Source organism: Rhodococcus sp. 21391 (assembly GCF_016772255.1).
In the GTDB taxonomy this organism is placed as follows: domain Bacteria; phylum Actinomycetota; class Actinomycetes; order Mycobacteriales; family Mycobacteriaceae; genus Rhodococcus_F; species Rhodococcus_F opacus.
In genome coordinates this window covers 1,077,073-1,098,519 of the sequence record NZ_CP063782.1, presented here as the reverse complement: position 1 = coordinate 1,098,519, position 21,447 = coordinate 1,077,073, and the positions used below count along the sequence as shown (strand labels likewise).

The window sequence follows — 21,447 nt, the reverse complement described above, 5'->3', positions numbered from 1 at the left end:
GATCAGGGCAGGCGTTCGTCCAGACGGGCCATCGCGGTGTCGGCGAGGTGCGCTGTCCACGACCCCAGCTCACGTGTGCCCACTCGCATCACGGTACCGGCGATCACGGCTCCCACCAGGGCCCCGAGGAGAAAACTGGCCGGGCCGAGCGCGGCCGCGGTGTAGTCCATCAGGATGCCGGCGCAGCTCACCCCGAGGATCGTCGCGACCACACCGGTCAGGAACACTGCGGTGGACGTCACCCGGCCCTGCGCACGCTGGAGCAGGCGCCGGATCTCGAACCGATCGCGGTCGGCAAGCATGAGTCCGTCGCGTTCGAGCAGATCCAGGTACCGGCGGAACATCCCCACGACCGGACTGGTGTCACCGTCATGCCCCGCGAGTTCCGTGCGCAGGGAATCGATTTCGCGTGTCACCGTGGGCAGCATCTCGCCTGGAAACGAGGTGCCCCACGTCGGAGGACGACCGATCACTGGCGGTCTCCGGTCGTCCGCGGCGATCCCGCCGTTACGGGCGACAGTTCGATCTCGGCCACAGTCATGGCCTTCAGGATCCCTCGTGCCAGCCAGCTTTCGATGCTCATGGAGTCCCCTTCTCGACGTGACACGAAATGGGGGACGTGTCATTTCCCCAGGTCAATTGCATGAGTTGACCGATGCTCCGCTCTCCCCTACTCGGGTTCGGCGCGGGGCTGGCCGAGACGGACGACCTCGGTACCGCCGGCGGGCGTCGCGGTGGCCGGGTCGAGCCGGACCGTTCGGCGGCGGGCGAGAGCGTCTTGGCTGAGCCCGGGCGCGAAGATCAGTTTCTTGCGTCGCGCGGTGCCGCTCTCGGTGGCTGGCGTGGTGGCGGCCAGTGGCAGCAGGTCCTCGCCGCGATGCAGTCGCGACGCCAGCGGCGGAGGGTTGTCCGCGGGGTTCATCCCCGTTCGTGAGAGGCGTGTGAGTTCGTTGACGCGGGCAAAGAGCACATCGGTGACCGCGGTGCGCCACGGTTCGTCGATGACACGGTTGGCGGGAACCGGGGCGTTGCGCTCGTTGAGGGTCATCTCTGCTCCTTGGGTAGTTGCACGGGTGGTCGTGGTCGACGAGCTATGCAGATGCGGCGAGTTCGGCCACCCGTTGCAGTCTCATCTCCGAATCACAGCGGCTACCAGACTTCGCCAATCAGTAAGACCGTGACCAGGGCGTGGTCTTCGCGGTTCACGATTGCCGTCGAGCTCCCGAGAAGGCTCTTGAGCAGTCCTGGGTCCTGGTGGACCTGATCGGTGAGGATGGTTGTGGTGTGCGAGGTGTTGACCGGGTGCGCATCGGCACCGAGTTCCTGGTGCATCGTCGACACCGCGGCGTCGAGCGCGTTCGTCAAGGCTTCCGGGATTGTTGTGGCCGTGGCCCACCCCCAGAAGGCGGCGCGTTTCATCGGTCGGTATCCATCGACTCGCCGCTGCAGAACAGACCGTTCACTGTTTTCCTCTCGTGAGACTGCGGGTGGTCAGGGCGGCAGCCCGCGGCTGTCGGGGTGCAGGGGCCCCCACTGGAAAGTCATGCACCCGCACACCCGCTGGGGCAGCGTACCCAGCGCCACCGACCACCTCGAGAACGTCGTCGTGCAGTGCACCGATGCTCAGCCCCGCGGCGAGCGCCTGCGAACCGAGGGCGTACGTACGCGACCGCGGGTCGTAGACCGCCGGTGTGAGGTACCAACTGGTGCCGTTGGGCGTCCTGAACAGGCCCTCGAAGTACTTGCTGTGGCTGACACCGGTGTCCAGGTCGACGGTGGTGTCGTCGGTAGCGCAGCGGACCGAGACCAGCGCGAACAGGTGTGCACCGGTACCCGGTTCGGCCAGATCCTCGAACGGAGTGATCGCGGCTCCGCGGTCGGGGTGGTGCGGGGAGGTATGCACGTGGCCGACGACCTGAACTTCCCGGCCGTCGATCAGGGCGTGGTAGTCGCGGCGAGGGGTGCGTGTGTCGTTGCGGTCAGGCATCGGTGGCCTCCTCGAGAAGTTGATCGATCCGGACTGTCTTGCGGCCGCGGCGGTGTGCCCGGGCGAGGTTGTTGTACACGCGGGCGCCGAGTCGTACCTGGCCGAGCATCCGGAAGATTCGCCAGTCGGCCAGATAGCCGGCGTCGCGTGCGTCTTGTTTCGCCGTGGTGATCTGGTGGCCGAGCAGTTCGATGATGCCGACCAGGTCCTCTTTGTCCCTGGCCAGCCACATCTGCCGGGTGATGTGGCCGTTCCAGGGTTCGACGCGGGGGCGGTTGTCCCAGTCGGGCGGGAAATACTCGTTCACCGTTCCGCCTCCCCCGCTTCGGTGTTCGCTTCGACGTCCATTGCGGGGTCCTTTCAACTGGGCAGGTGAGGCTTTCGGATGTGTGTCAGGCCGCTGCGGCGACCTCTCGGATCGGGTGCGAGATGAAGATGTCGAGGAGGTCGATCTCGGTCTTGGAGCCGTCGGCGAGGCGGACGGTCGCGAACCGCGAACCCGCCTCGTCGCGGTGGTATCCGTGCACGCCGACGATGCGGTCGCGGGGGTGGTCCGGGGTAATGGCTTCGGCGAGGGCGTGGGACATGAGAACTCCTTGTCGGTGGGATTACTGGGGGTCTGCGGGTCAGTCGCGCGAATTCGCGTTCAGCTCTGCCGCAATGGCGGCGTCGCTCGCGGACTCCGCCAGTTCGCACAGGTCGAAGTGGTCCGCCAGAATTTCGTCTCCTTCTACCTCGTCGTCGAGGGCGAACCCGGCGATCTGTCCGTCTCGGATCACGATCGATCCCCAGTCGAGCTGGCGGGCTGCGGTGACGATGTCTGCGGTGATGACGGCGGTGCTGCCGTTCATGACGGTGACCTTCCGTGTCGGACTTACGAGAATGACATTACAGCGTGCCAATGTGATGTTGCAACACTTGAGTTAAGTCCCACAAAGAAACCCGGTTTAGTCCTCTACCCTTTTCGGGGTTCGTTCAGGACCGACACATACATGTCGACGTGGCCGCACGGGTTGTCCCATCGGTCACAGGTAAACCATTCGCCGTCCTCATGGAAGCGGTGTTTCTGCGGGATTCCCCGTGGGCCTTGGCAAGTGGTGCAGGTCCAGATCAGCGTGAGAGCACGGATCGCAGGGTAGCGCCGCTGGTTCCCCACCCGCTGCGGTCGATCACATGAACGGTGCGGCGCGGAGTGTCGTGGTCGGAAGGTTTGGGCAGGTCATTTTCTTTCTAACGAAGGGGACGTGTCATCTATGCAGGTAAGAGCCCGGCACCGACGGGGCTGCGTCAGCCGGGCAGGACGCGTCTGCGAGCAGTTCGCCGGAAGGGGTCGTAGCGACCGCGTCACGGCGGTGAGCGGCGTCTCGGCCGCAAGAGGGTGCAGGAGTGCCGGTAGGGCCGTCTGCGATGCCCTGGAGGACTGTGCGGGCGGCTTCTGCGTCGCCGCAGGCGCGGTGTGCACCGTCGAGTCGGAGGTTCTTCTCGACGCCTTCAGCCTGGGAGCGCTTCACCATGACGCATCCCCACCGCTCGGTGTCGGCCAGGTGCAGGGGGTCAAGGCCGTGGCGGTGGCAGTCGTGCAGGATGCGACTCTGATCAAATGATGCGTTGTAGGCGAGTACGACCCGGTCCGCGGTGACCGCTGCGAGGGCGGAGAACACGGTGGGCCAGTCTGGAGCGCCGATAAGCTGGGCGGCACTGATGCCGTGTACGGCTGCCGCCGCGGGGTGAATCTGCACGTCGCCGGGATCGACGAGGGTGTCGAGGAGGACGGCGCCGGTGGCCGCGTCGATGACGGCCACCTCGAGGATCGATCCGTCGAGGTCGCTGGTCTCGGTATCGAGGATGACCGCATGGCCCGGGGCGAGCATGCGCGTCGCCCATTCCCGGGGGCCGTTCTCTGCTGCGGTCATCGTCTCCTCCTCGGTGGCCATCGTGACGGCACCCTCCGACATGCAGTTCGGGGACATCGGGATGCCTTCACCTCCTCGACGACGGTCACCCACTGGTCGGGGCTGTAGGGCACGGCGGCGGGGAATCCGTCGGTGACGATGGCGACGTGCACAGTGGTGGTGTTGACGCGGATGATTTCGGCGACGGTGTAGTCGTAGAACTCGCCCGCGGTGAAGGGCTCTGGCCAGTCGGCATTGCGTTCGCGCACGACGTCGCCGGGGCGCAGGTCCAACACATTGCGGCCCTGGACGAGTTGATTGGTCATGATTCCCCCTTGATTGCTGGCATTACTGGCATTGCTGTTCAGCGCTCGGCGAGGCTGGCGGCCGTCCATCCGTCGACGAAGTCGGACATGATCTTGCGACCGAGCCCGTCGCCGACGGTCAGGCCTTCGAGAGCGCGGCGCACTACCGCACTCAGGGCAGGAGAAAGGGTCTCCCCCTCCGCGTGTGCGGCGCGTCCGACCTCGACGAAGTCGACGGGGCGCAATTTGGACGGATGGGTGATCCATCCGCCGTCAGGCGTGGCGTACGGCTCGGGCACCACTGGCAGCAGTACTACCGATGCCCGCGACCGCGTGACCACGGTGTAGACACCTGGGCGCACGGTCCACGCGACCAGGTCTCCCTTCGCGAACTCGATCGGACGGGTATTCAAATCTGCCGCCTGCGTCATTTCGCACCGTCTTCCCTTGGCGAGGTCTACCTTCCAGCAATACCTTACAGCGTCATAATGTATTGTTGCAAGCATGAAGAGATACCACATGTCCCAGACAGGCACGCTGGCGTTACATCCTCGAGCTGTAGGGTCTAGCGCATGGAACCCCCGCGTCACCGGACGCCCGACTGCAGGCCGCCCTGCACCGGTAAGTCGTCATCGTTCACTCGGCCGTACGTCTGCGATTCCGCGATCCAGGCCATTACCTACCCGGAGATCTGAGATGGCCAACCCGAACAGGCTCACCTCGCAGGAGTGCATCGACCTGATCAAGGCCGAGTCCGGCACCGAGATCTCCGCCTCGACGTGGCGCTCGTATGTCGCCCGGGGGCAGGCGCCGGCCCCGGTCGAGAAGATCGGGCGAACGCCGCTGTGGAAGCGCGGCGAAGTCATCGAGTGGGCCAACAACAGACCCGGACAGGGCGCGCGCACCGATGTGCAGAAGCCTCGGCGCCGACGCTCAGAGTGATTGACGTTCGCCCCATTCGATGTCACTGGAGTCAGGATTTTGCCCTGAGCTGCACAGGTGACATGTCCCTGCCCCGCCGGCTGTCTCTCCCGACCTCAGAACGCCCCCGTCCTCGCTGCGAGGACGGGGGCGTTTCGGCGTTCGGCGACTCTGCCGCTAGACGATTCTCCGAAGTCGGATACCGGAGTGACCCCGGTGACTCTTCGATGTCCGTTGGGAGTCAGAGCGGAGGGGACATGCCATCTTCGCAGGTCAGTCTCCTTTTGCCCTGCGGTCGAGGTGGCGCCTCGGGCACCGTCAGTCACGTGTCCGGACTGGAAGTGAATCGATGCCACTGATGAACGCGGAGAGCAGCAGTTCCGGTTCGCCCACCGCGTGGAGTGCGGGGTGGGCGATGAAAAGTTCTTCGAGCATGACGCGCAACTCCAGCCGTGCGAGGTTCATGCCCAGGCAGTGGTGGATGTCTTTCGCACCGAAACCGAGATGCTTGCCTGCGTTCGACCGGGTGATGTCGAACCGGCCCGGACCGTCGAAGATGCGTTCGTCGTGGTTCGCGGACAGGTACCACATGACGACCTTGTCCCCCGCCGCGATGTGGGTGCCGCCGAGCTCGGTGTCGATGGTCGCGGTGCGCCGCATGTAGGGCACCGGGGAGGCGAAGCGGATCACCTCGTCGATCGTGTTGTCGATGTGGCCGGCGAAATCGGCGAGCAGCAGTTCTTTCTGGTCGGGGTGCTCGCTGAGCAGATGCAGCGCCCAGGCCAACGCTTGCCGGGTGGTCTCGAAACCCGCCGTGATCAGAAGGATGACGAAGGAACCGAACTCGGTCGGTGTGAGGGCCTCGCCGTCGACCATCGTCGACACCAGCCGGGACGTCAGATCCTCACCGGGGTCCGCCTTGCGTTTCTCGCCCAGTTCGAGGGCGTACCCGTAGATCTGGCCGAGGCCGGCCGCGCCGCCGGGTGCGGTGACGAACTCCTGATCACCGCCTCCGGCGATGACGTCGGCCGCCGCGGCCAGGATCATCGGCCGGTCGTTCTCCGGGATCCCGATCAACTCGCAGATCACCTGCACCGGCAACCGGGTCGCGACGTCGGGGACGAAGTCGAACTCGGCATCTCGGGGTAGGGCGGCGGCGATCTGCGCAGCGTAGCCGCGGACCCGCTCGGCGATGCCCCGCACCGACGCCGCGGTGAACGCCGATTGCACGATGCCGCGCAGACGCCGGTGACGGGGGTCGTCCATGGCGATCATCGACATGGCGAACTCGAGGATCTCTGCCGGGACGTCGTCGATGGTGAAGCCCTTGGCCGAGGAGAAGGCCTCCGGGTTCCGGCTGACCGCCACCACGTCGTCGTATCCGACGATCGACCAGAAGCCCGGACCTGCTGTTTCCGTGTGGAACTCGATCGGAGATCGCTGGCGAAGCTCCTCGAACATCGCGCGGCGGCCCGCGAAGCTGCGGTCCCAGAACGCGCGTGATGCGGGCGAGATGGCCTTTTCTGATGCAGAACCTGTCACCGGCCCCCCTCGGTCGTACATTGCCTGCGACCCTACTGGGGAAACAATGGTTTCGGCGGTGTCGTCGACAGATACGGAGCGCCCCAGAAGTGGTTGAGCGGGGACATTATCATCGGCGTGTCCGCGTTCGAGCACCTGAGTCGGCCACATCTTTTCACACCGGTTAGGCCACGCTGATCGGGCATCGCCGCAGGTCAATAGCTATCATCCAACGGTGCTCCGGCGGTGTGCGGGAGATGAATTGGGGAGGATCGTGTGACGTTGAGGGTTCGGCTCGGTGACCTGCGAGAGGTGCGCGATCATCCGTTGGGGGTGACCGAGGCAGGGTTTCGGGCCGGGTTGACCCAGCAGGATGCCTTCAGCAGAGGTCGTGGCCCGTTTCCCGGTGATGCCGGTGACGTCTTTTCCGAGCGTGAACTGTTCGTCACCGCGCCGGACGACGAGGTGCTCGCGGTGGCGACGATCACCGGGGTCCGCGAGTACGACGACGAACTCGTCGTCGACGCGGATCTGGTTGTCGATCACGAGCGGGTGGGGACGAGGCTGCTGATCCGAACCCCGGCCGAGAACGTGTTCTCCTGCGCGGATGAGGAATCGGCGTGGGCGGGCTCGGTCGAGCGGGTGCGGTGGGTGTACGTGCGGGCGTTGGTCGAGGTCGCAACGGTCAAGACTTCCTCGTACGATCGTCGGCTCGCGAGCGCGGATCCTGCTGCCGATCCCGAGTTGTCCTTGGCCACTGCCGACGAGGCGATGCAGGTGGTGCCGCGGTACGTGATGATTCACCGCAGCGGGAAGCTGCGTCTCGGTGGGCCGTATGCCGACACCGCGGACTGGGACGGCTTCGTCGATCCCTGGACGGACTACGGGTACGTCGATTGCCTGCGGCTCGACGACGTCCTGGGCACCAGCGGTGATCTCGACATCGACGTGCTTCGGCCGCTCACCTCGCGTGCCGCTGCCGCGGAACTCCTCGAGTCCTTGGGGTGGGACAAGGTCATCCGCCGATTCGTCGACGCCCGTACCCCTGCGAGGTGGTCCACCGGGAAGCGCGGTTTGCGCTAACACCTCGGCTGACCTGCAGTGATGACACGTCCCCCGCACATCTGGGGCCCACCGAAATGGGCTGACGCGATCCTCGCCCACACATGACGAAACCCCAACCCCGGGAGCGGGGCTGGGGTTTCGTATTCCAGGTCAGGCCTTACGCAGTTCCCTGTAGGCGAGCGTCCGGGTGGTGATCGTTTCACTGAGGTCGGTGACCGCATGTAGTTACGGTCAAAAGCCGGCGCAACTTCGGTTTAAGTCAGGTTTAAGTCGGACTCGCCCAGCCTTTGGTAACTGCCCGGGGCCTTGAAAGTGGGGTCGCCCGACACGAGGAGCGTTGCGGCCAGACTCTGCGGATCGGTCGGAGCCTCGACCTTGCTCGCGCTCTTGTCATTTGAGCCGTCACCGAAGCTTCCCGGCCAATATTGATCCGAAGCCGGGCCTCGCCAAGATAGCGAAATGCCCGCCGGCGCAGGTCGTGCCGACGGGCGAAGCGCTGGAGCGAATCCCGATCAACGAGCTGGTGGCGGCTCGTCGATATCGCGTTTACCTGGGCAGACGACACGTCCCCTGATGCGCTGCGGCGGCGAGCTCCTCGGCGTAGCGGGGCTCGAAAGTCGGATTGAGTCCGTTCGCTGCCCAGTAGTCGGGCTCAGGGTGCGCAGAGCCGATGATTCCGCCGGCGATGCAGGCGATGGAGTCCGAGTCGCCGTTGCTCGTCGAGGCCCAGGCGAGGGCCTGGGGGCCAGTCAGCGCGGGAGCGTCGCCGCCCGAGGCGGTTGCCATGTCGGCGACCAGGAGAGCCAGGGCTGCGGCGCTGGCCGATTCCCAGCCTTCACCAATGCCGGCGCACGGGTCGCCGTAGCTTGCCGGCTCGACATCCTGCAGTCGGTCCCGGCTGTCCGCGGCGCGCATCAGCGCGTCGGCCACGTCGTCATTCAAGCCATCTACCAGGAACGATGACACGTCCCCCGTGATCGGGGCGAGGACATCCTGCAGGTAGGGGTCCTCGGTCCAGGTGCTGGTGCCGTTGTAGATCTGCGCGGCAGTCGTGAGGGCATGTTCGAGGTACCGGCCGCGCTGGGTCGGGGCGTGGCGGGTGGCATCGGCGAGCAGCAGCGCCGGGACGACGGCCCGGGGGTGCTTGTGGGTGATCACGGCCTGCAGAGCGGTCAAGCCCAGCCAGTAGGGATCGGGGGCGAATGCGGTGGGGACCAGGCGCATCACGGCCCCGCAGCCGGCGGACTCGACGGCCCCGTCCCTGTCGTACCAACGGGCGCCGCTGCGTAGGTTTCTCAGGGACTTCATGCAGGTGCGGCCGGGGGCTCGGTTGTTGTCGGGGTCGACCTGCCACAGGAAGAACTGCCGGGTGATGGCGTCGGTAACTGCTTCGATGTCGTCGAAATCGGTCACATCGGCCAGAGCGTGGTGTACGGCGAGGGTCATCTGAGTGTCGTCGGATTTACCGACCGCAGACCTCCGAATACACCTTTGGCCTGCGCTTATTCGTAACGTACATGTGCGCAAGGAGGTCGCGGGGCGATTTCGGCGTGTTGTTGGTGATCTTGTTCGCCTGCCGCTTTCGCTGCGTCGACGACGGCTCTGGCCGTCGGATTGGTGTAGAGGAACGTCCGGGAGACGCCCTATTGACTGAACTAATACGAAAGTCTTCCCAGTTCAACGGGCATGTAACGGCTTCTTGCATTACTGTCTCCGCTCATGATCGGAGACGGTGAGCCCGAGCGGGATTTGGCCCAATTGCTGGTTCCTCGGTCGGGTCGGCTGGAGGCGACGGGCAATCGGTACGAGCCCTATCAGCTGCTTGATCCTGATGGGGTGCCCGTGGTGGCGGTCACCGCCTACTTCCGGGATCTGCTGGCCTCGGGGCGAGCGGAGTCCACGCTCCGTTCGTATGGGATGGATCTGCTGCGATGGTTCCGGTTCCTGTGGTCCGACACCGGCGTCGCGTGGGACCGGGCGACTCGGGTCGAAGCCCGTGATTTCTGCAGATGGATGCAGGTCGCAGGGAAGCAGCCTCGCCCGCATTGGCGCGCGTCTGGAGCGGCCCTGTCATCGAAACCGGCTCGTGGTCAAGCCTTCGCGCCGTCGGTGCGTGCGCATTCCGAAACGGTGCTGCGCTCGTTCTATGACTTTCACCGAGATGCGGGCACCGGGCCGATCATCAACCCGTTCCCGCTGGACCGGTCCCGCCGCGCCGGTCGGGCGCACGCGCACCACAATCCCATGGAGCAGCACGGCAACGAGCGCAGCGGGCGGTATCGGCCCAAAGTGCCCCGCCGGGTCCCGCGCAGCGTCCCGGACAGCGAGTTCAACGAGATCTTCGCCCGGCTGCCGTCGCATCGTGACCGGGCACTGATCGCCTTCTACGTGTCAACGGGGGCGCGGGCGTCGGAGTTGCTGTCGACCACGCTGGCGGGAGTGGATCCAGGGCGGCAGTTGATCACGGTGGTGCGCAAGGGAACCCGCGAGTTGCAGGAACTGCCGGCGTCCACGGACGCGTTCGTGTGGTTGCGGCTCTACCAGGTGGAGATGGCCGATCTGATCCCCAAGGGACGCAGGCAGCCGCTGTGGTGGACGCTGCGACGTCCTGCCCGGCCGCTGACCTATCACGCCGTGCACCGCATGTTCGAGCGAGTCAACCAGCAGGCAGGCACCTCGGTGACGTTGCATGCCTTGCGGCACACGGCGACCTATCGGATGGCCGAGGACCCGGCCTTGCCGCTGACCGATGTCCAATTCGTCCTTGGTCATGCTCAGTTGACCACGACTCAGATTTACCTGACGCCCCGCAAGGAGGATGTGATCCGGCGGGTGCTGGCCCACCACGCCGAGCAGACTCGGCGGGCGGTTGAGCGGGCCCGCCCGGCCCCGGCGCCCGGCTACCGGCCGGAGACGCTGGACGCCCTGTTCGGCAATGGCGTGTCGTGACCGCCACAGTTGATGAAGCGCGCCTACTGGCCGGGAGACCGCCGACAGGGCGGGACGCGGCCCGCATTCGTTTCCCGGCCCGGCCTTCTCCGGGGACCTGGCCGGCCACCGGTCAAAGCCGCGACGCGGTGTGGGATCGATTGACCCGCGCACCTTTTGTGGTGGACAACGCCCACACCCAGAAGATCCGCCTCCGAGGGTTGACGTTTCTGCTGGACTGGTTGGAGGCCCAGCCGGGCGGGACCTGGCAGGAGCGCTGGCTTGCCAGCGGAGCCGACTCCGCAGGCGCGGGATGGCGCAAGATCCCGGCCCGATGGCTGCAGGAGCACGGCCTGGTCGCCGAATGGCGGTTGGAAGCGCTGACCTCGGCGTTGTTGGTGGCGATCAGCGCAGATCTCGTGCGCCCCGCGCTGGGTTGGCTGGTGGCCAAAGCGACAGGCCCGGGAAGCCTGGTGCGTCACCTGGCACAGACGCGTGACCCCGACGGGTTCGCCAGGCTGCGGATCCTGTGCGACGCGGATCCCCACGTCTCCTCGATCGCCAACAGCCACACCTTGTATCGCGCCGCCGAGATCATCGCGGCCAAGGGTGGCCTGCTGGCCGACGTCACCGTCGGGGACGTCCTGGAGTTGCTGGACGTCGAACTCGACACGCTGGCATCGGTGTCCGGGGACGCCGCCGTGTTCTACCGGCTGCTGCGCACGGCAGGTGTCGTCGGCCCAGACTCGCCGTCGACGCTGCGGGAGGTACGGGGCACCGCTGGACCGCGCACACCCGGGGAACTGATCGACCGATACGGCCTCGTCTGCCGTCCGATCCGTGATGTGCTGGTGGACTATCTGCGGGAGCGTCAGCCGTCGCTGGACTACTCCAGCATGGAAGGCCTCGCGTGCGCGTTGGGGGCGCGATTCTGGAAGGACTTGGAGATCCACCATCCCGGCATCGACAGCCTCCGCCTGCCCGACGAGGTCGCCGCCGCCTGGAAACAACGACTGCGCACCAAACAGAAGACGATTACGGCGAAGACCGGGGAGAAGGTCACCGTCGACGTCCCACGGCTGAACTATCGGGAGTGCCTGATCCCGATCCGGGCGTTCTACCTGGACTTGGCCCAGTGGGCCGTCGACGACCCGGGCCGCTGGGCCCAGTGGGCGGTTCCCTGCCCCATCAAGGAAGAAGAGGCGAACAGGCGAAAGCTCCAGCGGCACCGCAAATCCCGTATGGATGCCCGCACCCGGGAACGGCTACCCGTTCTGCCGACCCTGGTGCGCACCGTCAATGAGCACCGCAAAGCAACCGAGATGCTCCTGCAGGCAGCCCGCCATACCCAGCCTGGGGAGCCGTTCACCGCAGCCGGGCAGACACTGATCCGCTCCGTCACCGGCCACAAAGCCATCCGCGGCAAGGTCTGGGCGGAGGACCCCGTCACCGGCAAGCGACGCGACCTCGAACTCGAAGAAGATCACGCCTTCTGGGCCTGGGCGATCGTTGAAGTTCTGCGGGCCACCGGCATCCGGGTCGAGGAGCTGCTGGAACTCTCGCACCACAGCTTTGTGCAATACCGCCTTCCCACCACCGACGAAATGGTGCCGCTGCTACAGATCGTCCCATCCAAGACCGACGAGGAGAGACTCCTGTTGGTCTCGCCGGAATTGGCGGACGTGCTCAGCGCAGTCATCCACCGGGTCCGCGACCACACCGGCAAGATCCCACTGATCGCCTCCTACGACTGGCAGGAATGCGTATGGCTGCCACCGTCGCCGTTGTTGTTCCAGCGCCGATTCGGCGCCGAGCGCCGCAGGATCAGCCCCGACGTCGTTCGCGACATTCTCGCCGCCGCATTGGTCCGCACCAGACTTACCGACCCGTCAACTGATGAGCCATTGCGATTCACGCCCCATGATTTCCGAAGGCTGTTCATCACTGACGCGATCATGAGCGGGCTGCCACCGCATATCGCCCAGGTGATCGCCGGCCACCGCGACATCAACATCACCATGGGCTACAAAGCTGGGCGGATTCCACTAGTCGTGGCGAATCATCGGGTAATCGTGCAGGGGCCACCATCGTCGCACAGCCTGGTTCGGAGTGAGGTCATTCAGGCATAGCCTCGGACGGTCGTTGAGTTCGGTGGCGACCTCGTCGAGCTGGTCTTGGGTCCAGCAGCTTAGGTCAGTTCCCTTCGGGAAATATTGCCGCAGAAGCCCATTCGTGTTTTCGTTTGATCCCCGCTGCCACGGCGAGTGGGGATCGGCGAAGTAGATCTTCAGGCCGGTGGCGGCCGCGATACGCTCATGGTGAAACATCTCGTTGCCCTGGTCCCAGGTAAGCGACCGACGCAGCGAGACGGGCATCTGCGTGAAGCGCTCGATGAGAGCATCCCCGACGACTTGCGCGGAGTGGCCACCACGGATCGCGACCAGGATGGTCAATCGCGTCTTGCGCTCGACGAGTGTCGCGATCGCCGATCTCTGGCCGGCGCCGATGATGAGGTCACCCTCGATATGCCCTACCTGACGACGTGATTCCACGTGGGCTGGCCGTTGCGCGATGGGCGTCATATTCGTTGATTGCTTGAGCGAACCGTCCCGGGATCGTCCGCGGCCACGGCGCCGGCGATAAGTCCGGCCGGTGCGCAAAGACCCGCCAGTCGCAGCCAGGACCAGTCCGCGGTACACCGCTTCGTAGATCGTCTCAACGCACACGTGCCACGCCGTGCGGCGTGGGTAACGTCGCCGCAGCCACCGGCTGATCTGCGCCGGTGACCAGCGCTTGCCGAGCTTAGCGGCGACGAGCTGACGCAGCGTGTCATCGTGGGTGAACACACGCACTTTCGGGCGTCGTCGACGCTGGTGTGCCTGGTTGTGGGCGTACCACGGTTGGTAGCGACCATCGGATTTTCGATTGCGTGCGATCTCCTTGTACACCGACTGGAAGCTTTTGCCGATGCGTTCCGCGATCGTCTTGACCGACTCCTGACGGGCCAGCCCGTCGGCGATCTCGATTCGGTCGTCTTGGCTCAAGTAACGGCTACTGATCGGACTCTCGACATAGGACATACTGCCAGCGTCGATGAACCACAACGACCCACAGCTGAGCGACACGCCGACCGTTGCTGCCGCCTTCGCTCCTGAGTGGCCTTGTCTGATCAGCTCGAAGTAGCGGCGCTTGTCCTCCTGTGGTGACGTGTTCCACGCATACCTGGGCATCGTAATCCTCTCGGGAAAGGATTCGCTTCGATCAGTGGAATCCGCCCTGTCTATCCGGACGAAGCCATCCAGTCTCATCTGGCGTTCCTTGCCCGACGGCGGGCCATGCGGCCCACCGAAGAATACCGCGTCCCCACCGATGCCGAATGGCAGGAATTCCTTGGCCACTTCGAGCGCCGCAAGGTCTCCACAGGAATCTGTGGGCGCGCGGTCGGAACACCATGTGTCCACGAGCACAGTTGCCTACGTTGCAGCATGCACTGGCCGGAACCCGGCCAACGGCAACGCATTGTCGAGATCCGAGACAATCTGATCGCCCGCATCGCCGAAGCCGAACACGAAGGCTGGCTCGGCGAAGTCGCAGGACTCCGGATCAGCCTCGCCGGAGCCAACGACAAGCTCGCCCAAATCGACCGGCGCTCGGACAACGACTCCGTCAACCTCGGCGTGCCGAACACGCAACGTCCGAAAACCTCACAAACGCACCATAATCCTTAGTTCAGAGAAGCCCGCGCGGCGGGCGACTGCGGCGGTGGTCACCGGGGTTCGTTCTCGGTGTAGCCGGGTGATGGCAAGGTGGACGCGGTCGACGGCGGCTTGGGCGTCGCGGCGGCGGTGCGAATCTGGGATGGGGCTTGGCTACTGCTCATGCGCAGGCTTCTCCCTCGGTTTCGTCGTTGTCGGCGATCGCGGTGTTGGTGAGGTCGGTGGCGCGGAAGGCGGTGGACCAGACGCGGTGGAAGTAGTCCTGGGGTTTGCGCAGGTCCAGCGCGAGAGCCTGGTCGAGCAGGCCGAGCCCTGCCAGGGCGTTCTCGAGTCCGTCGATGGCGCGGGCAGTAGGCGCGAAGTGCTGGTACGGGTAATTAGCGGTCGCATCGTCGGGGGCGCCCTCGGCGAGTTGTCCCCATTGCTCGCGTTTACGCCTCCAATACAGCGGGTCCGCCCCGGACAGGACGAATTTGTCGCAGCCCTGGCAGTTCAGCGCCCAGGGGCAGGCGCCGCCGTCGACGACGGGTTGGAAGGTGCAGAAGCCCGGCGCGCAGCTGCGGCTCGCCGGTGTGCACAGCAAACACCTTCGCCGCGGGGATCAGCTGATCTCCACCCGAGGGGTGTCCGATCCCGCAAGTCTTCCGGCATACCGAGGAAATCTACGAACGAGCGCAAACAAGGAAATCCGCTAGGAGCGCCAGTGCGGATCAAGCAGAAACCTAGGGATGACGCTGCTCACGGTCGAGAGCGCACATCAGCAAGTGCGCTCGAACCTGCTTCTTCTCACTCTTTTCGAGATGTCGATAGTCGATGTATGCGTGACCAGGTGCCCGCTTCTTTCCCGCTTCGAGAGGGGCATCCCTGTCGTCGATGGCTCGCGTGCCCGCCTTAGCCACTTCAGCAACCGAACACGCCCATACAGACAATGAAGTGCTTGGTGCGTTCCCGTTGTGCCATTCGAAACTCTGAGCGGCAGTCACGATGGAGCTGCGGGAAAAGGACGGTGCGCCTCGGTCTGCGTCCAGCGGGCCGAACGCTCCAACTCCCGGCAGCGCCTTTTTCGCATCCCAGAGATGTGCGGGGATCTGGCGATAGAGGAGTTCATCATCCGCAACGGTGTCGCCTGGATCGATTATGAACTCACCCTCGATTAGGGGAGAAAAATCCTCAGCCACGAACCGCCTCCACATCCGTATCATCAATGAACTTCTTGACCCCGTCAAGATTCTCTGTTGGCTCAACGGCAGAGGATTCGCCGTCGCGAGAGTATCTGTTCATCTCATAGACGCCGTCCGGCGACACTTCGATCGTAATCACCCTTTGGGGCGATGCCCATTCCAAACTCACTCCGCCATCCTCTGATGGATAGATCCCAGGAATCTCGCGGCCTATCTTCGCGACGTGACGCAATATTTCGCGTGCACCATCGATCGCAGAAAAAGCAACAGCTTCGCTGCTTCGCGCCTCGTCGTTCCAGCCCTCGGATAGTTGCGCAAGCTCGATGAACCGGCCAGACCACGGCTCGCCATCCACCTCAAGCACCTGAACTTTGGTTGCTTCGAGAATCCTGGAGATATCCTCACCAACAAAGCTCAGTCGCCCGAAAATCCTCACCACGGGCGACTTTTCGCTCGTTCCAAGGACCGCCTTCATATCGTCGAATATTTCGGGTTCTTTGAACTTTCCATTCACCTCCCTGCCGTCAAGCAGAAGAGTGAATTTGGATTCAAGTCCATTCAACGCAACCAGTCGGGCTACCACCCATCCCGACTCTTTTCTGCGTTCGATCGCCAGAGTCGGCGGTAGACTCACGCTCGTCGCAGCCTTATGTGCGGTGCGTATTTTATTCTGATACGAGGACGGGGTTACTCTGAGCGAGGAATTAGAATCATTGGCGACCGGGACTGACATAAATTCCCCATCGTCAAGCGACGAGCCGAATTCGCCAAATTCTTCTGTTGCCACCAGTGGATGCCATAGGTCAGGCGATTGATCGTTCAGGACCTCATTCAAGGCAGCCTCAAAATCGAGCCGTCCCTCCTCGTAGTACGAGTCGTAAACGGAAGTCTGAGGTCTTTCAAGCACCGAGGTAGCACTGCCGGGTCTGACCTCAGCAATCGTCAGCTCGAATGAGTCGTGAAAGTCCTCGGGAAGTTCCTTCCCGGGGTTTGCATCCAGCCACTTCAGCTCAGCTGCACGCAGGACGATGGCGACGTACCGTTGCAGCTCCGCTAAAGCACGCACCGGAAGGCGACCATCTTCGAACTGCTCACCATCCATCGTCAGCGTCGCGAATGGATCTGGGGCCGTTGTCATGCGGCGAGTGTACGGCGCCACCGCTGCGTCGTCACAACGTATCCGCAATAGCGGACGCGCAACCACTCGAACGGTAGATCACTGCGCCTTCCATTCACCGATGAACGTCGGTCTACGCGAGGTACCGAGTTGTATATCGCGTGAATGACACAGGTGCACCGTCCTTCTCGCCGCCCGTGTCCGGTCGGCGTGTCAGCGCACCCAGCAGCGAACACGTGGCGCGAAGGAAGTAGCGTCACGCTCGATCCGGGTCAGCGATCGGGCGGGCGAGGAACTCGAGGGGGACCCATGACGGCGTATCGATCCCGGCTCCGGCACAAGGCCACGCGGACGCTTGTGCGCGTGGCCTTGTGCGCGACCGTCGGCACCACTGCGACCGTGCTCTGCGCGCCCACAGTCTGGTCGGCTCCGACCGACTCCTATGCGGTCACGGCGACGATCCCGGTCAACGGGCTGGCAGAAGGCATCGCCATCTCCCCGGACGGCTCACGGGCCTACGTCACCCACGGCGACGACGGCGCGGCCGGGCAGTTGTCAGTCATCGACACCGCCACCAAAACCGTCCTCAACACCCTCGCGGTCGGGAACTTCCCCGTCGGCGTCACCGTCTCCCCCAACGGCCAGACCGTGTACGCCGGCAGCAACGGGGACGACACCGTCTCCGTCATCGACACAACCACTTTCGCCGTCACCGCAACGATCCCCGTCGGCGACGGCCCACTCGGCGTCACCATCACCCCTGACGGGACCAAGGTTCTCGTCGCCAGCCAGTTCGACGGCCACCTCACAATCATCGACACGGCAACCAACACCGTGAGCAGCACACTCGCACTGGGAGGAACGACAATGTTCCTCGCCGTCTCCCCCGACAGTCGAACCGCCTACGTCACCGACAGTTCCGGCAACGCGATCGATGTCGTCGACATCCCCACCGCCGCGGTGACTGCCCGAATCCCTGCCTCCGGATCACCACTTGATATCGACATCACCGACAACGGTTCCACGCTGTGTGTCACCGGGGTGGACGGGTTCAGCACTGGATCGGCGTCCATCATCGACACCGCAACCCGGAGTGTCACCGCAACCATTCCCGTTGCGGCAGCCGCCGGCGGCATCGACGTCGCACCCGACGGACACACCGCCTACATCGCCCACAGCACCCCCACCAACGCAGTCACCGTCATAGACACCGCCACTCGAACCGTCACCGCCACCGTTCCCATCACCGAGAACGGCCAACTCATCGCCGTCACACCCAACAGCGCCGACGCCTACGTCACCAGCCAATCCGACACCGTCTCCGTCGTCTCCAACACATCGGCGCCCACCGACCCGCCGACCACCACACCACCCACCCTGCCCGGCACCGGGTCACTCGGAACCATCTTCGGGAGCTGACCCGCGCCGAGACCACGAAAGAGACCCTCCACGTCCGCGAACCCTCCCCACTGGGTCCGGCAACGACTGCATTGCCAACCTGAGGTACTCCGGCGCCGCGGGGGAAGCATCGGTTCGCGGCGTGGGTCTCGATGCCGTCGTGCGGCCGCCCGCGGAGACTCGAAATCGACCGAGATCCGCGAAGACAGTCCCGCCGCGGTCCACCCGGTGATCCGGCTCATCACAGGTCGCCGCACGCCTCGACGAGAAGTGCCGCGCCCAACCAGGGGCGAACAGACCGGCCCCTCCCAGCGTGCCCCGTCGAGGCGACCCTGCGAGCGGCAACCCAGTCAGCACACTCGGCGTCATTGGCGCGCCGCACCGTCGCACAGTCTCGGGGTGCGAACTCGTGTCGGCCATGTCCTCGAAACCGCTGCGAGCCAATACAAATAATCCCTTAGGGTTATAGCCACGGGATAGGGCACCGTCACCGGCGAGAGCCGACCGGGTCCAGCACGGTTGCACCGATACAAGACCCGCCGGGCCGCGTCTGTTCCTGCATCAATACCTGCGGAGGTCACGGCGCCTACTGGTCACTTCCACCATTCCCGCCTGCGATGCGGGACAACAATGTCGTCGAAGGGTGTGGTGTCACCGGCATCCCACCGGCGACGCCCCTCCGCGAGGCGACGGACAGTACGGCGACGCTCGCGACGGAGATCACGAGCATGACCCTCACCGTCGTGGCACAGCGAGCACGAGCAAATCCCGGTGCCCGTGTACGCGAGTGCCCAGACGCAGTTCGTTGCGGACAACCAGGCCCGACCTCCCTGATACCGGTCAGGGAGGTCGCAGACGTCATGGCAGTCGGCGTGCCACGGTTCAACGGAAAGTTCGCCACGGTGAAGACGAACCCAGACAGGAGAATGTGCTTCGGTACGGGACAAGGCGGTGCCTTTCAGCGCTCATGCGCCCCGGCCCGCTACCCTCGAATGAGGACGGACCGGGGCGGCGATTGCTGCACCGCATCCCTCGCCCGCCGAAGCGGGCGTCGCCATCCACAAGAACTCATGCCGCCCATTCTGGCATCCACCTACGACAGACCCGACCAGACAGCACCCGCCCGCCAAACGGGGCGACAGTTCTCGGCACCGACGCTCACCCAGCAGGTGCCAGCGGAACTCCCATCGGCCCCTCGGTGCACACTGTCGACCAGCGCTCGTGAGCAACCTCCCGTACCAGCCGCACCGATCGTCCGCCCGCGTTCATGGCTGTGACACCGGCGCGCTCATCTTCGGTGAGCCTGGCTTCGAAGAGACAGGCAAGGGTTCGGCTACTGAACGTCCGTCGGATTGAGAGAACCCGGCAACCCGGAGTCGGTGGGTCACGCTCAAGAGTGGACACCACTCGGTTCAGCCGCCCACAGCCGGCAACTTTGCCGCAGCCTCATGGAAGGCACGCACGATTGCGGCCGAAATCCGACCACGGAAGGACACTTCACGGCCCTCCCCGATCGCCCACTCGCGAATCTCCTTGGCCGTCTTCTTAGCCGGAGCCGTGCCCGCCGCCGCTCCATCCACCGGAGCCTCCTTCTCGACGACCTTCTCCACGGCTGCCTTCTTCGCCGGAGCCTTCTTCGTGGCCGTCTTCTTCGCCGGCAGCGTTTTTGCCTGAGCCTTCGTTGCCTGAGCGTCATGGAAAGCTTGCTCGATCTCGGCCGAAATCCGGCCGCGGGGAGACACTTCGCGACCCTCTCCGATCGCCCACTCGCGAGTATCCTTGATCGTCGACACCGCCGGAGCCTTGCCCACCGCCGGAACCTTCGTGGCAGCAATCTTCTCCGCGGCCGTCGACTTCGCCCCAGCCGTCTTCGCCGGCGACTTCCCCGCAGACGCCTTCTTCGCCGGAGCCTTCTCCGCGGCCGTCTTCGCCGGAGCCGTACCCGCCGCCGCTCCCTTCACCGGAGCCTCCTTCTCGACGACCTTCTCCACGGCCGTCTTCTTGGCAGCCGTCTTCTTCGCAGCCGTCTTCTGCCCTGTCGTCTTCTGCCCTGTCGTCTTCTGCCCTGTCGTCTTCTGCCCTGTCGTCTTCGCCGGCACCGTTTTTGCCTGAGCCTTCGTTGCCTGAGCGTCATGGAAAGCTTGCTCGATCTCGGCCGAAATCCGGCCGCGGGGAGACACTTCGCGACCCTCTCCGATCGCCCACTCGCGAATATCCTTGGTCGTCGTCACCGCCGGAGCCTTGTCCACCGCCGGTACCTTCGTGGCGACAATCTTCTCCGCGGCCGTCGACTTCGCCCCTGCCGTCTTCGCCGGCGACTTCCTCACAGTCGCCTTCTTCACAGCCGTCTTCTTCGGCCCGGTCGTCTTCGCCGGAGACTTCTTGGCGGCCGTTTTCTTCGCGGGAGCCTTCCCCTCGACTATCTTCTTCGCGGCCGCCTTCTTCGCCGGCGCCGCTTTTGCCTGAGCCTTCGTCGCCTGAGCGTCACGGAAAGCTTGCACGATCTCGGCCGAGATCCGGCCGCGGGGTGACACTTCGCGACCCTCGCCGATCGCCCACTCGCGGATCTCCTTGGTTGTCCCCTTCGCCGAACCTTGGGAAATTCTCGGTGATACCGCCATCGTGCTCTCCTTCTACGTCAGGGCAATCGTCGAACGCACACAGTAACGGCAGGCTCGTCCCGCAAAGGAGGAAGCTCACCGAACTAACAATTCAACGTCTCAAGACATTGTCCATGTGGGCAGACCACACACGATCCTCGTCGAGCTCAAATCACATCGCACCGAGCTTCATGCAGGACGAGCACGACTCAACCCGACAGGGACCATTCTCCACCGAAATCCCGAAATCGCGTCGGCAACTGCGGCATTGAAGTTGTCGATATTGTCGAATTCGGTGTTCACGATGCCGAGCAGGGTGTGGTGTGCGCCTGACGGCCCACCGCCTTCTCACCGAAGACTGTGCCGCAATTCCGGCGGTGCAGCGCCTCCCGGACTCGGGCCACAGCGGCACCGAACCTTACCTCGCGAAGTCCGCCCGCCGGCCACATCCCCAGCAGCCCGGAGAACACCGTCGTGGCCGTGCCACCGCATTCGGAGTGTGGTCACCCCCAGCCGGCATCATTCTCTTCCGCACCGCACTCACACACGGTTCACCCGAAACCGACTGCGGCACCGTACACACGAGTGGAGAAAACTCGACACAACACCGCGATGAGCAACAGGCACCGGGACGGCCACCCCTCGCGACAACAGTGGGGCGCGCGCCGGCCGAGAAACCGCGGGAGCTCACTCCGATCAGCTGGCGTCAGCCCGTACGTCGCCGCGCTATCCCAATGTCAGATCGACAATCGTGACCGAACGAGGCGAGCACCCTCTCTCGGGCCCACCCGTCGGCATCGCGGCGCCGACCGCACC

At 64.7% G+C, this 21,447-nt stretch carries 22 protein-coding genes and 1 pseudogene; 6 read left to right on the top strand and 17 right to left on the bottom strand.

Going from position 1 to position 21,447, the window contains the following annotated elements; all coding sequences use genetic code 11:
- Positions 1-2 precede the first annotated feature (2 nt).
- The 10 genes from GO592_RS39985 to GO592_RS39940 all read right to left on the bottom strand — a co-directional run bounded on the left by GO592_RS39985 (position 3) and on the right by GO592_RS39940 (position 4,615).
- Positions 3-416, bottom strand: a complete 414-nt coding sequence (locus tag GO592_RS39985; RefSeq protein ID WP_148222659.1) for a hypothetical protein — start codon at positions 414-416, stop codon at positions 3-5.
- 254 nt (positions 417-670) lie between these two features.
- A complete protein-coding gene (locus GO592_RS39980) occupies positions 671-1,048 on the bottom strand; it encodes a hypothetical protein (RefSeq protein WP_007297360.1) in 378 nt (125 codons plus the stop codon).
- Between the two features lie 101 nt (positions 1,049-1,149).
- Entirely contained in the window at positions 1,150-1,419 is a 270-nt protein-coding gene (locus GO592_RS39975; protein ID WP_007297359.1) for a hypothetical protein, read from the bottom strand.
- A 40-nt stretch (positions 1,420-1,459) separates the two neighbouring features.
- Positions 1,460-1,987: a hypothetical protein gene (locus GO592_RS39970; protein ID WP_007297358.1), complete on the bottom strand. Its 528-nt coding sequence runs from the start codon at positions 1,985-1,987 to the stop codon at positions 1,460-1,462.
- Positions 1,980-2,294, bottom strand: coding sequence for a DUF7463 family protein (locus GO592_RS39965; RefSeq protein WP_007297357.1), 315 nt, complete (start codon positions 2,292-2,294; stop codon positions 1,980-1,982). Before GO592_RS39965 ends, GO592_RS39970 begins: the two co-directional genes overlap by 8 nt.
- A gap of 85 nt (positions 2,295-2,379) precedes the next feature.
- Positions 2,380-2,574 carry a hypothetical protein gene (locus GO592_RS39960; protein ID WP_007297356.1) on the bottom strand — a complete coding sequence of 65 codons (195 nt, stop codon included), beginning with the start codon at positions 2,572-2,574 and terminating at the stop codon, positions 2,380-2,382.
- 39 nt (positions 2,575-2,613) lie between these two features.
- Complete coding sequence (locus GO592_RS39955; RefSeq protein WP_007297355.1) at positions 2,614-2,838, bottom strand: hypothetical protein; 225 nt, start codon at positions 2,836-2,838, stop codon at positions 2,614-2,616.
- Between the two features lie 396 nt (positions 2,839-3,234).
- Positions 3,235-3,900, bottom strand: coding sequence for a 3'-5' exonuclease (locus GO592_RS39950; RefSeq protein ID WP_007297354.1), 666 nt, complete (start codon positions 3,898-3,900; stop codon positions 3,235-3,237).
- Positions 3,897-4,205: a hypothetical protein gene (locus GO592_RS39945; RefSeq protein ID WP_007297353.1), complete on the bottom strand. Its 309-nt coding sequence runs from the start codon at positions 4,203-4,205 to the stop codon at positions 3,897-3,899. The genes GO592_RS39950 and GO592_RS39945 overlap by 4 nt, the downstream gene beginning before the upstream one ends.
- Before the next feature lie 38 nt (positions 4,206-4,243).
- Positions 4,244-4,615 (bottom strand): hypothetical protein, encoded by a 372-nt coding sequence (locus GO592_RS39940; protein WP_007297352.1) that lies wholly within the window; start codon positions 4,613-4,615, stop codon positions 4,244-4,246.
- 265 nt (positions 4,616-4,880) lie between these two features.
- On the opposite strand from GO592_RS39940, the gene GO592_RS39935 reads away from it, so the two are divergent.
- A complete protein-coding gene (locus tag GO592_RS39935) occupies positions 4,881-5,126 on the top strand; it encodes a helix-turn-helix transcriptional regulator (RefSeq protein WP_005257276.1) in 246 nt (81 codons plus the stop codon).
- A 297-nt stretch (positions 5,127-5,423) separates the two neighbouring features.
- Here the strand turns inward: GO592_RS39935 and GO592_RS39930 are convergent, their stop codons facing one another.
- A complete protein-coding gene (locus tag GO592_RS39930; RefSeq protein WP_202715239.1) occupies positions 5,424-6,647 on the bottom strand; it encodes a cytochrome P450 in 1,224 nt (407 codons plus the stop codon).
- A 255-nt stretch (positions 6,648-6,902) separates the two neighbouring features.
- Here GO592_RS39930 and GO592_RS39925 point away from each other — a divergent pair, with 255 nt between their 5' ends.
- Positions 6,903-7,709, top strand: coding sequence for a hypothetical protein (locus tag GO592_RS39925; protein ID WP_160095043.1), 807 nt, complete (start codon positions 6,903-6,905; stop codon positions 7,707-7,709).
- A gap of 528 nt (positions 7,710-8,237) precedes the next feature.
- Here the strand turns inward: GO592_RS39925 and GO592_RS39920 are convergent.
- A complete protein-coding gene (locus GO592_RS39920) occupies positions 8,238-9,197 on the bottom strand; it encodes an ADP-ribosylglycohydrolase family protein (protein ID WP_236580995.1) in 960 nt (319 codons plus the stop codon).
- 213 nt (positions 9,198-9,410) lie between these two features.
- On the opposite strand from GO592_RS39920, the gene GO592_RS39915 reads away from it, so the two are divergent.
- Positions 9,411-10,640 (top strand): tyrosine-type recombinase/integrase, encoded by a 1,230-nt coding sequence (locus tag GO592_RS39915; protein ID WP_012686954.1) that lies wholly within the window; start codon positions 9,411-9,413, stop codon positions 10,638-10,640.
- A 140-nt stretch (positions 10,641-10,780) separates the two neighbouring features.
- A complete protein-coding gene (locus GO592_RS39910) occupies positions 10,781-12,748 on the top strand; it encodes a tyrosine-type recombinase/integrase (protein ID WP_237737260.1) in 1,968 nt (655 codons plus the stop codon).
- Here GO592_RS39910 and GO592_RS39905 read toward each other — a convergent pair.
- Positions 12,665-13,849: an IS30 family transposase gene (locus GO592_RS39905; RefSeq protein ID WP_012686978.1), complete on the bottom strand. Its 1,185-nt coding sequence runs from the start codon at positions 13,847-13,849 to the stop codon at positions 12,665-12,667. The two genes, GO592_RS39910 and GO592_RS39905, sit on opposite strands and share 84 nt — an antisense overlap.
- A gap of 42 nt (positions 13,850-13,891) precedes the next feature.
- Here GO592_RS39905 and GO592_RS39900 point away from each other — a divergent pair.
- A pseudogene (locus GO592_RS39900) lies at positions 13,892-14,347 on the top strand (tyrosine-type recombinase/integrase); the annotation flags it as partial.
- Between the two features lie 148 nt (positions 14,348-14,495).
- Here GO592_RS39900 and GO592_RS39895 read toward each other — a convergent pair.
- From GO592_RS39895 to GO592_RS39885, 3 genes are all read right to left on the bottom strand, one after another.
- Complete coding sequence (locus tag GO592_RS39895; RefSeq protein WP_007299862.1) at positions 14,496-14,918, bottom strand: hypothetical protein; 423 nt, start codon at positions 14,916-14,918, stop codon at positions 14,496-14,498.
- A 139-nt stretch (positions 14,919-15,057) separates the two neighbouring features.
- Entirely contained in the window at positions 15,058-15,513 is a 456-nt protein-coding gene (locus GO592_RS39890) for a hypothetical protein (RefSeq protein WP_148222657.1), read from the bottom strand.
- Positions 15,506-16,654: a hypothetical protein gene (locus GO592_RS39885; protein ID WP_039952581.1), complete on the bottom strand. Its 1,149-nt coding sequence runs from the start codon at positions 16,652-16,654 to the stop codon at positions 15,506-15,508. Before GO592_RS39885 ends, GO592_RS39890 begins: the two co-directional genes overlap by 8 nt.
- Positions 16,655-16,942: 288 nt before the next feature.
- Between GO592_RS39885 and GO592_RS39880 the strand changes: the two genes are divergently transcribed.
- Entirely contained in the window at positions 16,943-18,052 is a 1,110-nt protein-coding gene (locus GO592_RS39880; protein ID WP_007299865.1) for a beta-propeller fold lactonase family protein, read from the top strand.
- A gap of 1,391 nt (positions 18,053-19,443) precedes the next feature.
- Here GO592_RS39880 and GO592_RS46380 read toward each other — a convergent pair.
- Positions 19,444-20,652: an Lsr2 family DNA-binding protein gene (locus GO592_RS46380; protein WP_007299866.1), complete on the bottom strand. Its 1,209-nt coding sequence runs from the start codon at positions 20,650-20,652 to the stop codon at positions 19,444-19,446.
- Positions 20,653-21,447 lie beyond the last annotated feature (795 nt).

Bases quoted from the DNA above. Each gene is read 5' to 3' on its own strand.
- GO592_RS39980 (WP_007297360.1), bottom strand. From the start codon at position 1,048: ATGACCCTCAACGAGCGCAACGCCCCGGTTCCCGCCAACCGTGTCATC.
- GO592_RS39975 (WP_007297359.1), bottom strand. From the start codon at position 1,419: ATGAAACGCGCCGCCTTCTGGGGGTGGGCCACGGCCACAACAATCCCG.
- GO592_RS39970 (WP_007297358.1), bottom strand. From the start codon at position 1,987: ATGCCTGACCGCAACGACACACGCACCCCTCGCCGCGACTACCACGCC.
- GO592_RS39960 (WP_007297356.1), bottom strand. From the start codon at position 2,574: ATGTCCCACGCCCTCGCCGAAGCCATTACCCCGGACCACCCCCGCGAC.
- GO592_RS39955 (WP_007297355.1), bottom strand. From the start codon at position 2,838: ATGAACGGCAGCACCGCCGTCATCACCGCAGACATCGTCACCGCAGCC.
- GO592_RS39950 (WP_007297354.1), bottom strand. From the start codon at position 3,900: ATGACCGCAGCAGAGAACGGCCCCCGGGAATGGGCGACGCGCATGCTC.
- GO592_RS39945 (WP_007297353.1), bottom strand. From the start codon at position 4,205: ATGACCAATCAACTCGTCCAGGGCCGCAATGTGTTGGACCTGCGCCCC.
- GO592_RS39940 (WP_007297352.1), bottom strand. From the start codon at position 4,615: ATGACGCAGGCGGCAGATTTGAATACCCGTCCGATCGAGTTCGCGAAG.
- GO592_RS39935 (WP_005257276.1), top strand. From the start codon at position 4,881: ATGGCCAACCCGAACAGGCTCACCTCGCAGGAGTGCATCGACCTGATC.
- GO592_RS39915 (WP_012686954.1), top strand. From the start codon at position 9,411: ATGATCGGAGACGGTGAGCCCGAGCGGGATTTGGCCCAATTGCTGGTT.
- GO592_RS39905 (WP_012686978.1), bottom strand. From the start codon at position 13,849: ATGCCCAGGTATGCGTGGAACACGTCACCACAGGAGGACAAGCGCCGC.
- GO592_RS39885 (WP_039952581.1), bottom strand. From the start codon at position 16,654: ATGACAACGGCCCCAGATCCATTCGCGACGCTGACGATGGATGGTGAG.
- GO592_RS39880 (WP_007299865.1), top strand. From the start codon at position 16,943: ATGACGGCGTATCGATCCCGGCTCCGGCACAAGGCCACGCGGACGCTT.
- GO592_RS46380 (WP_007299866.1), bottom strand. From the start codon at position 20,652: ATGGCGGTATCACCGAGAATTTCCCAAGGTTCGGCGAAGGGGACAACC.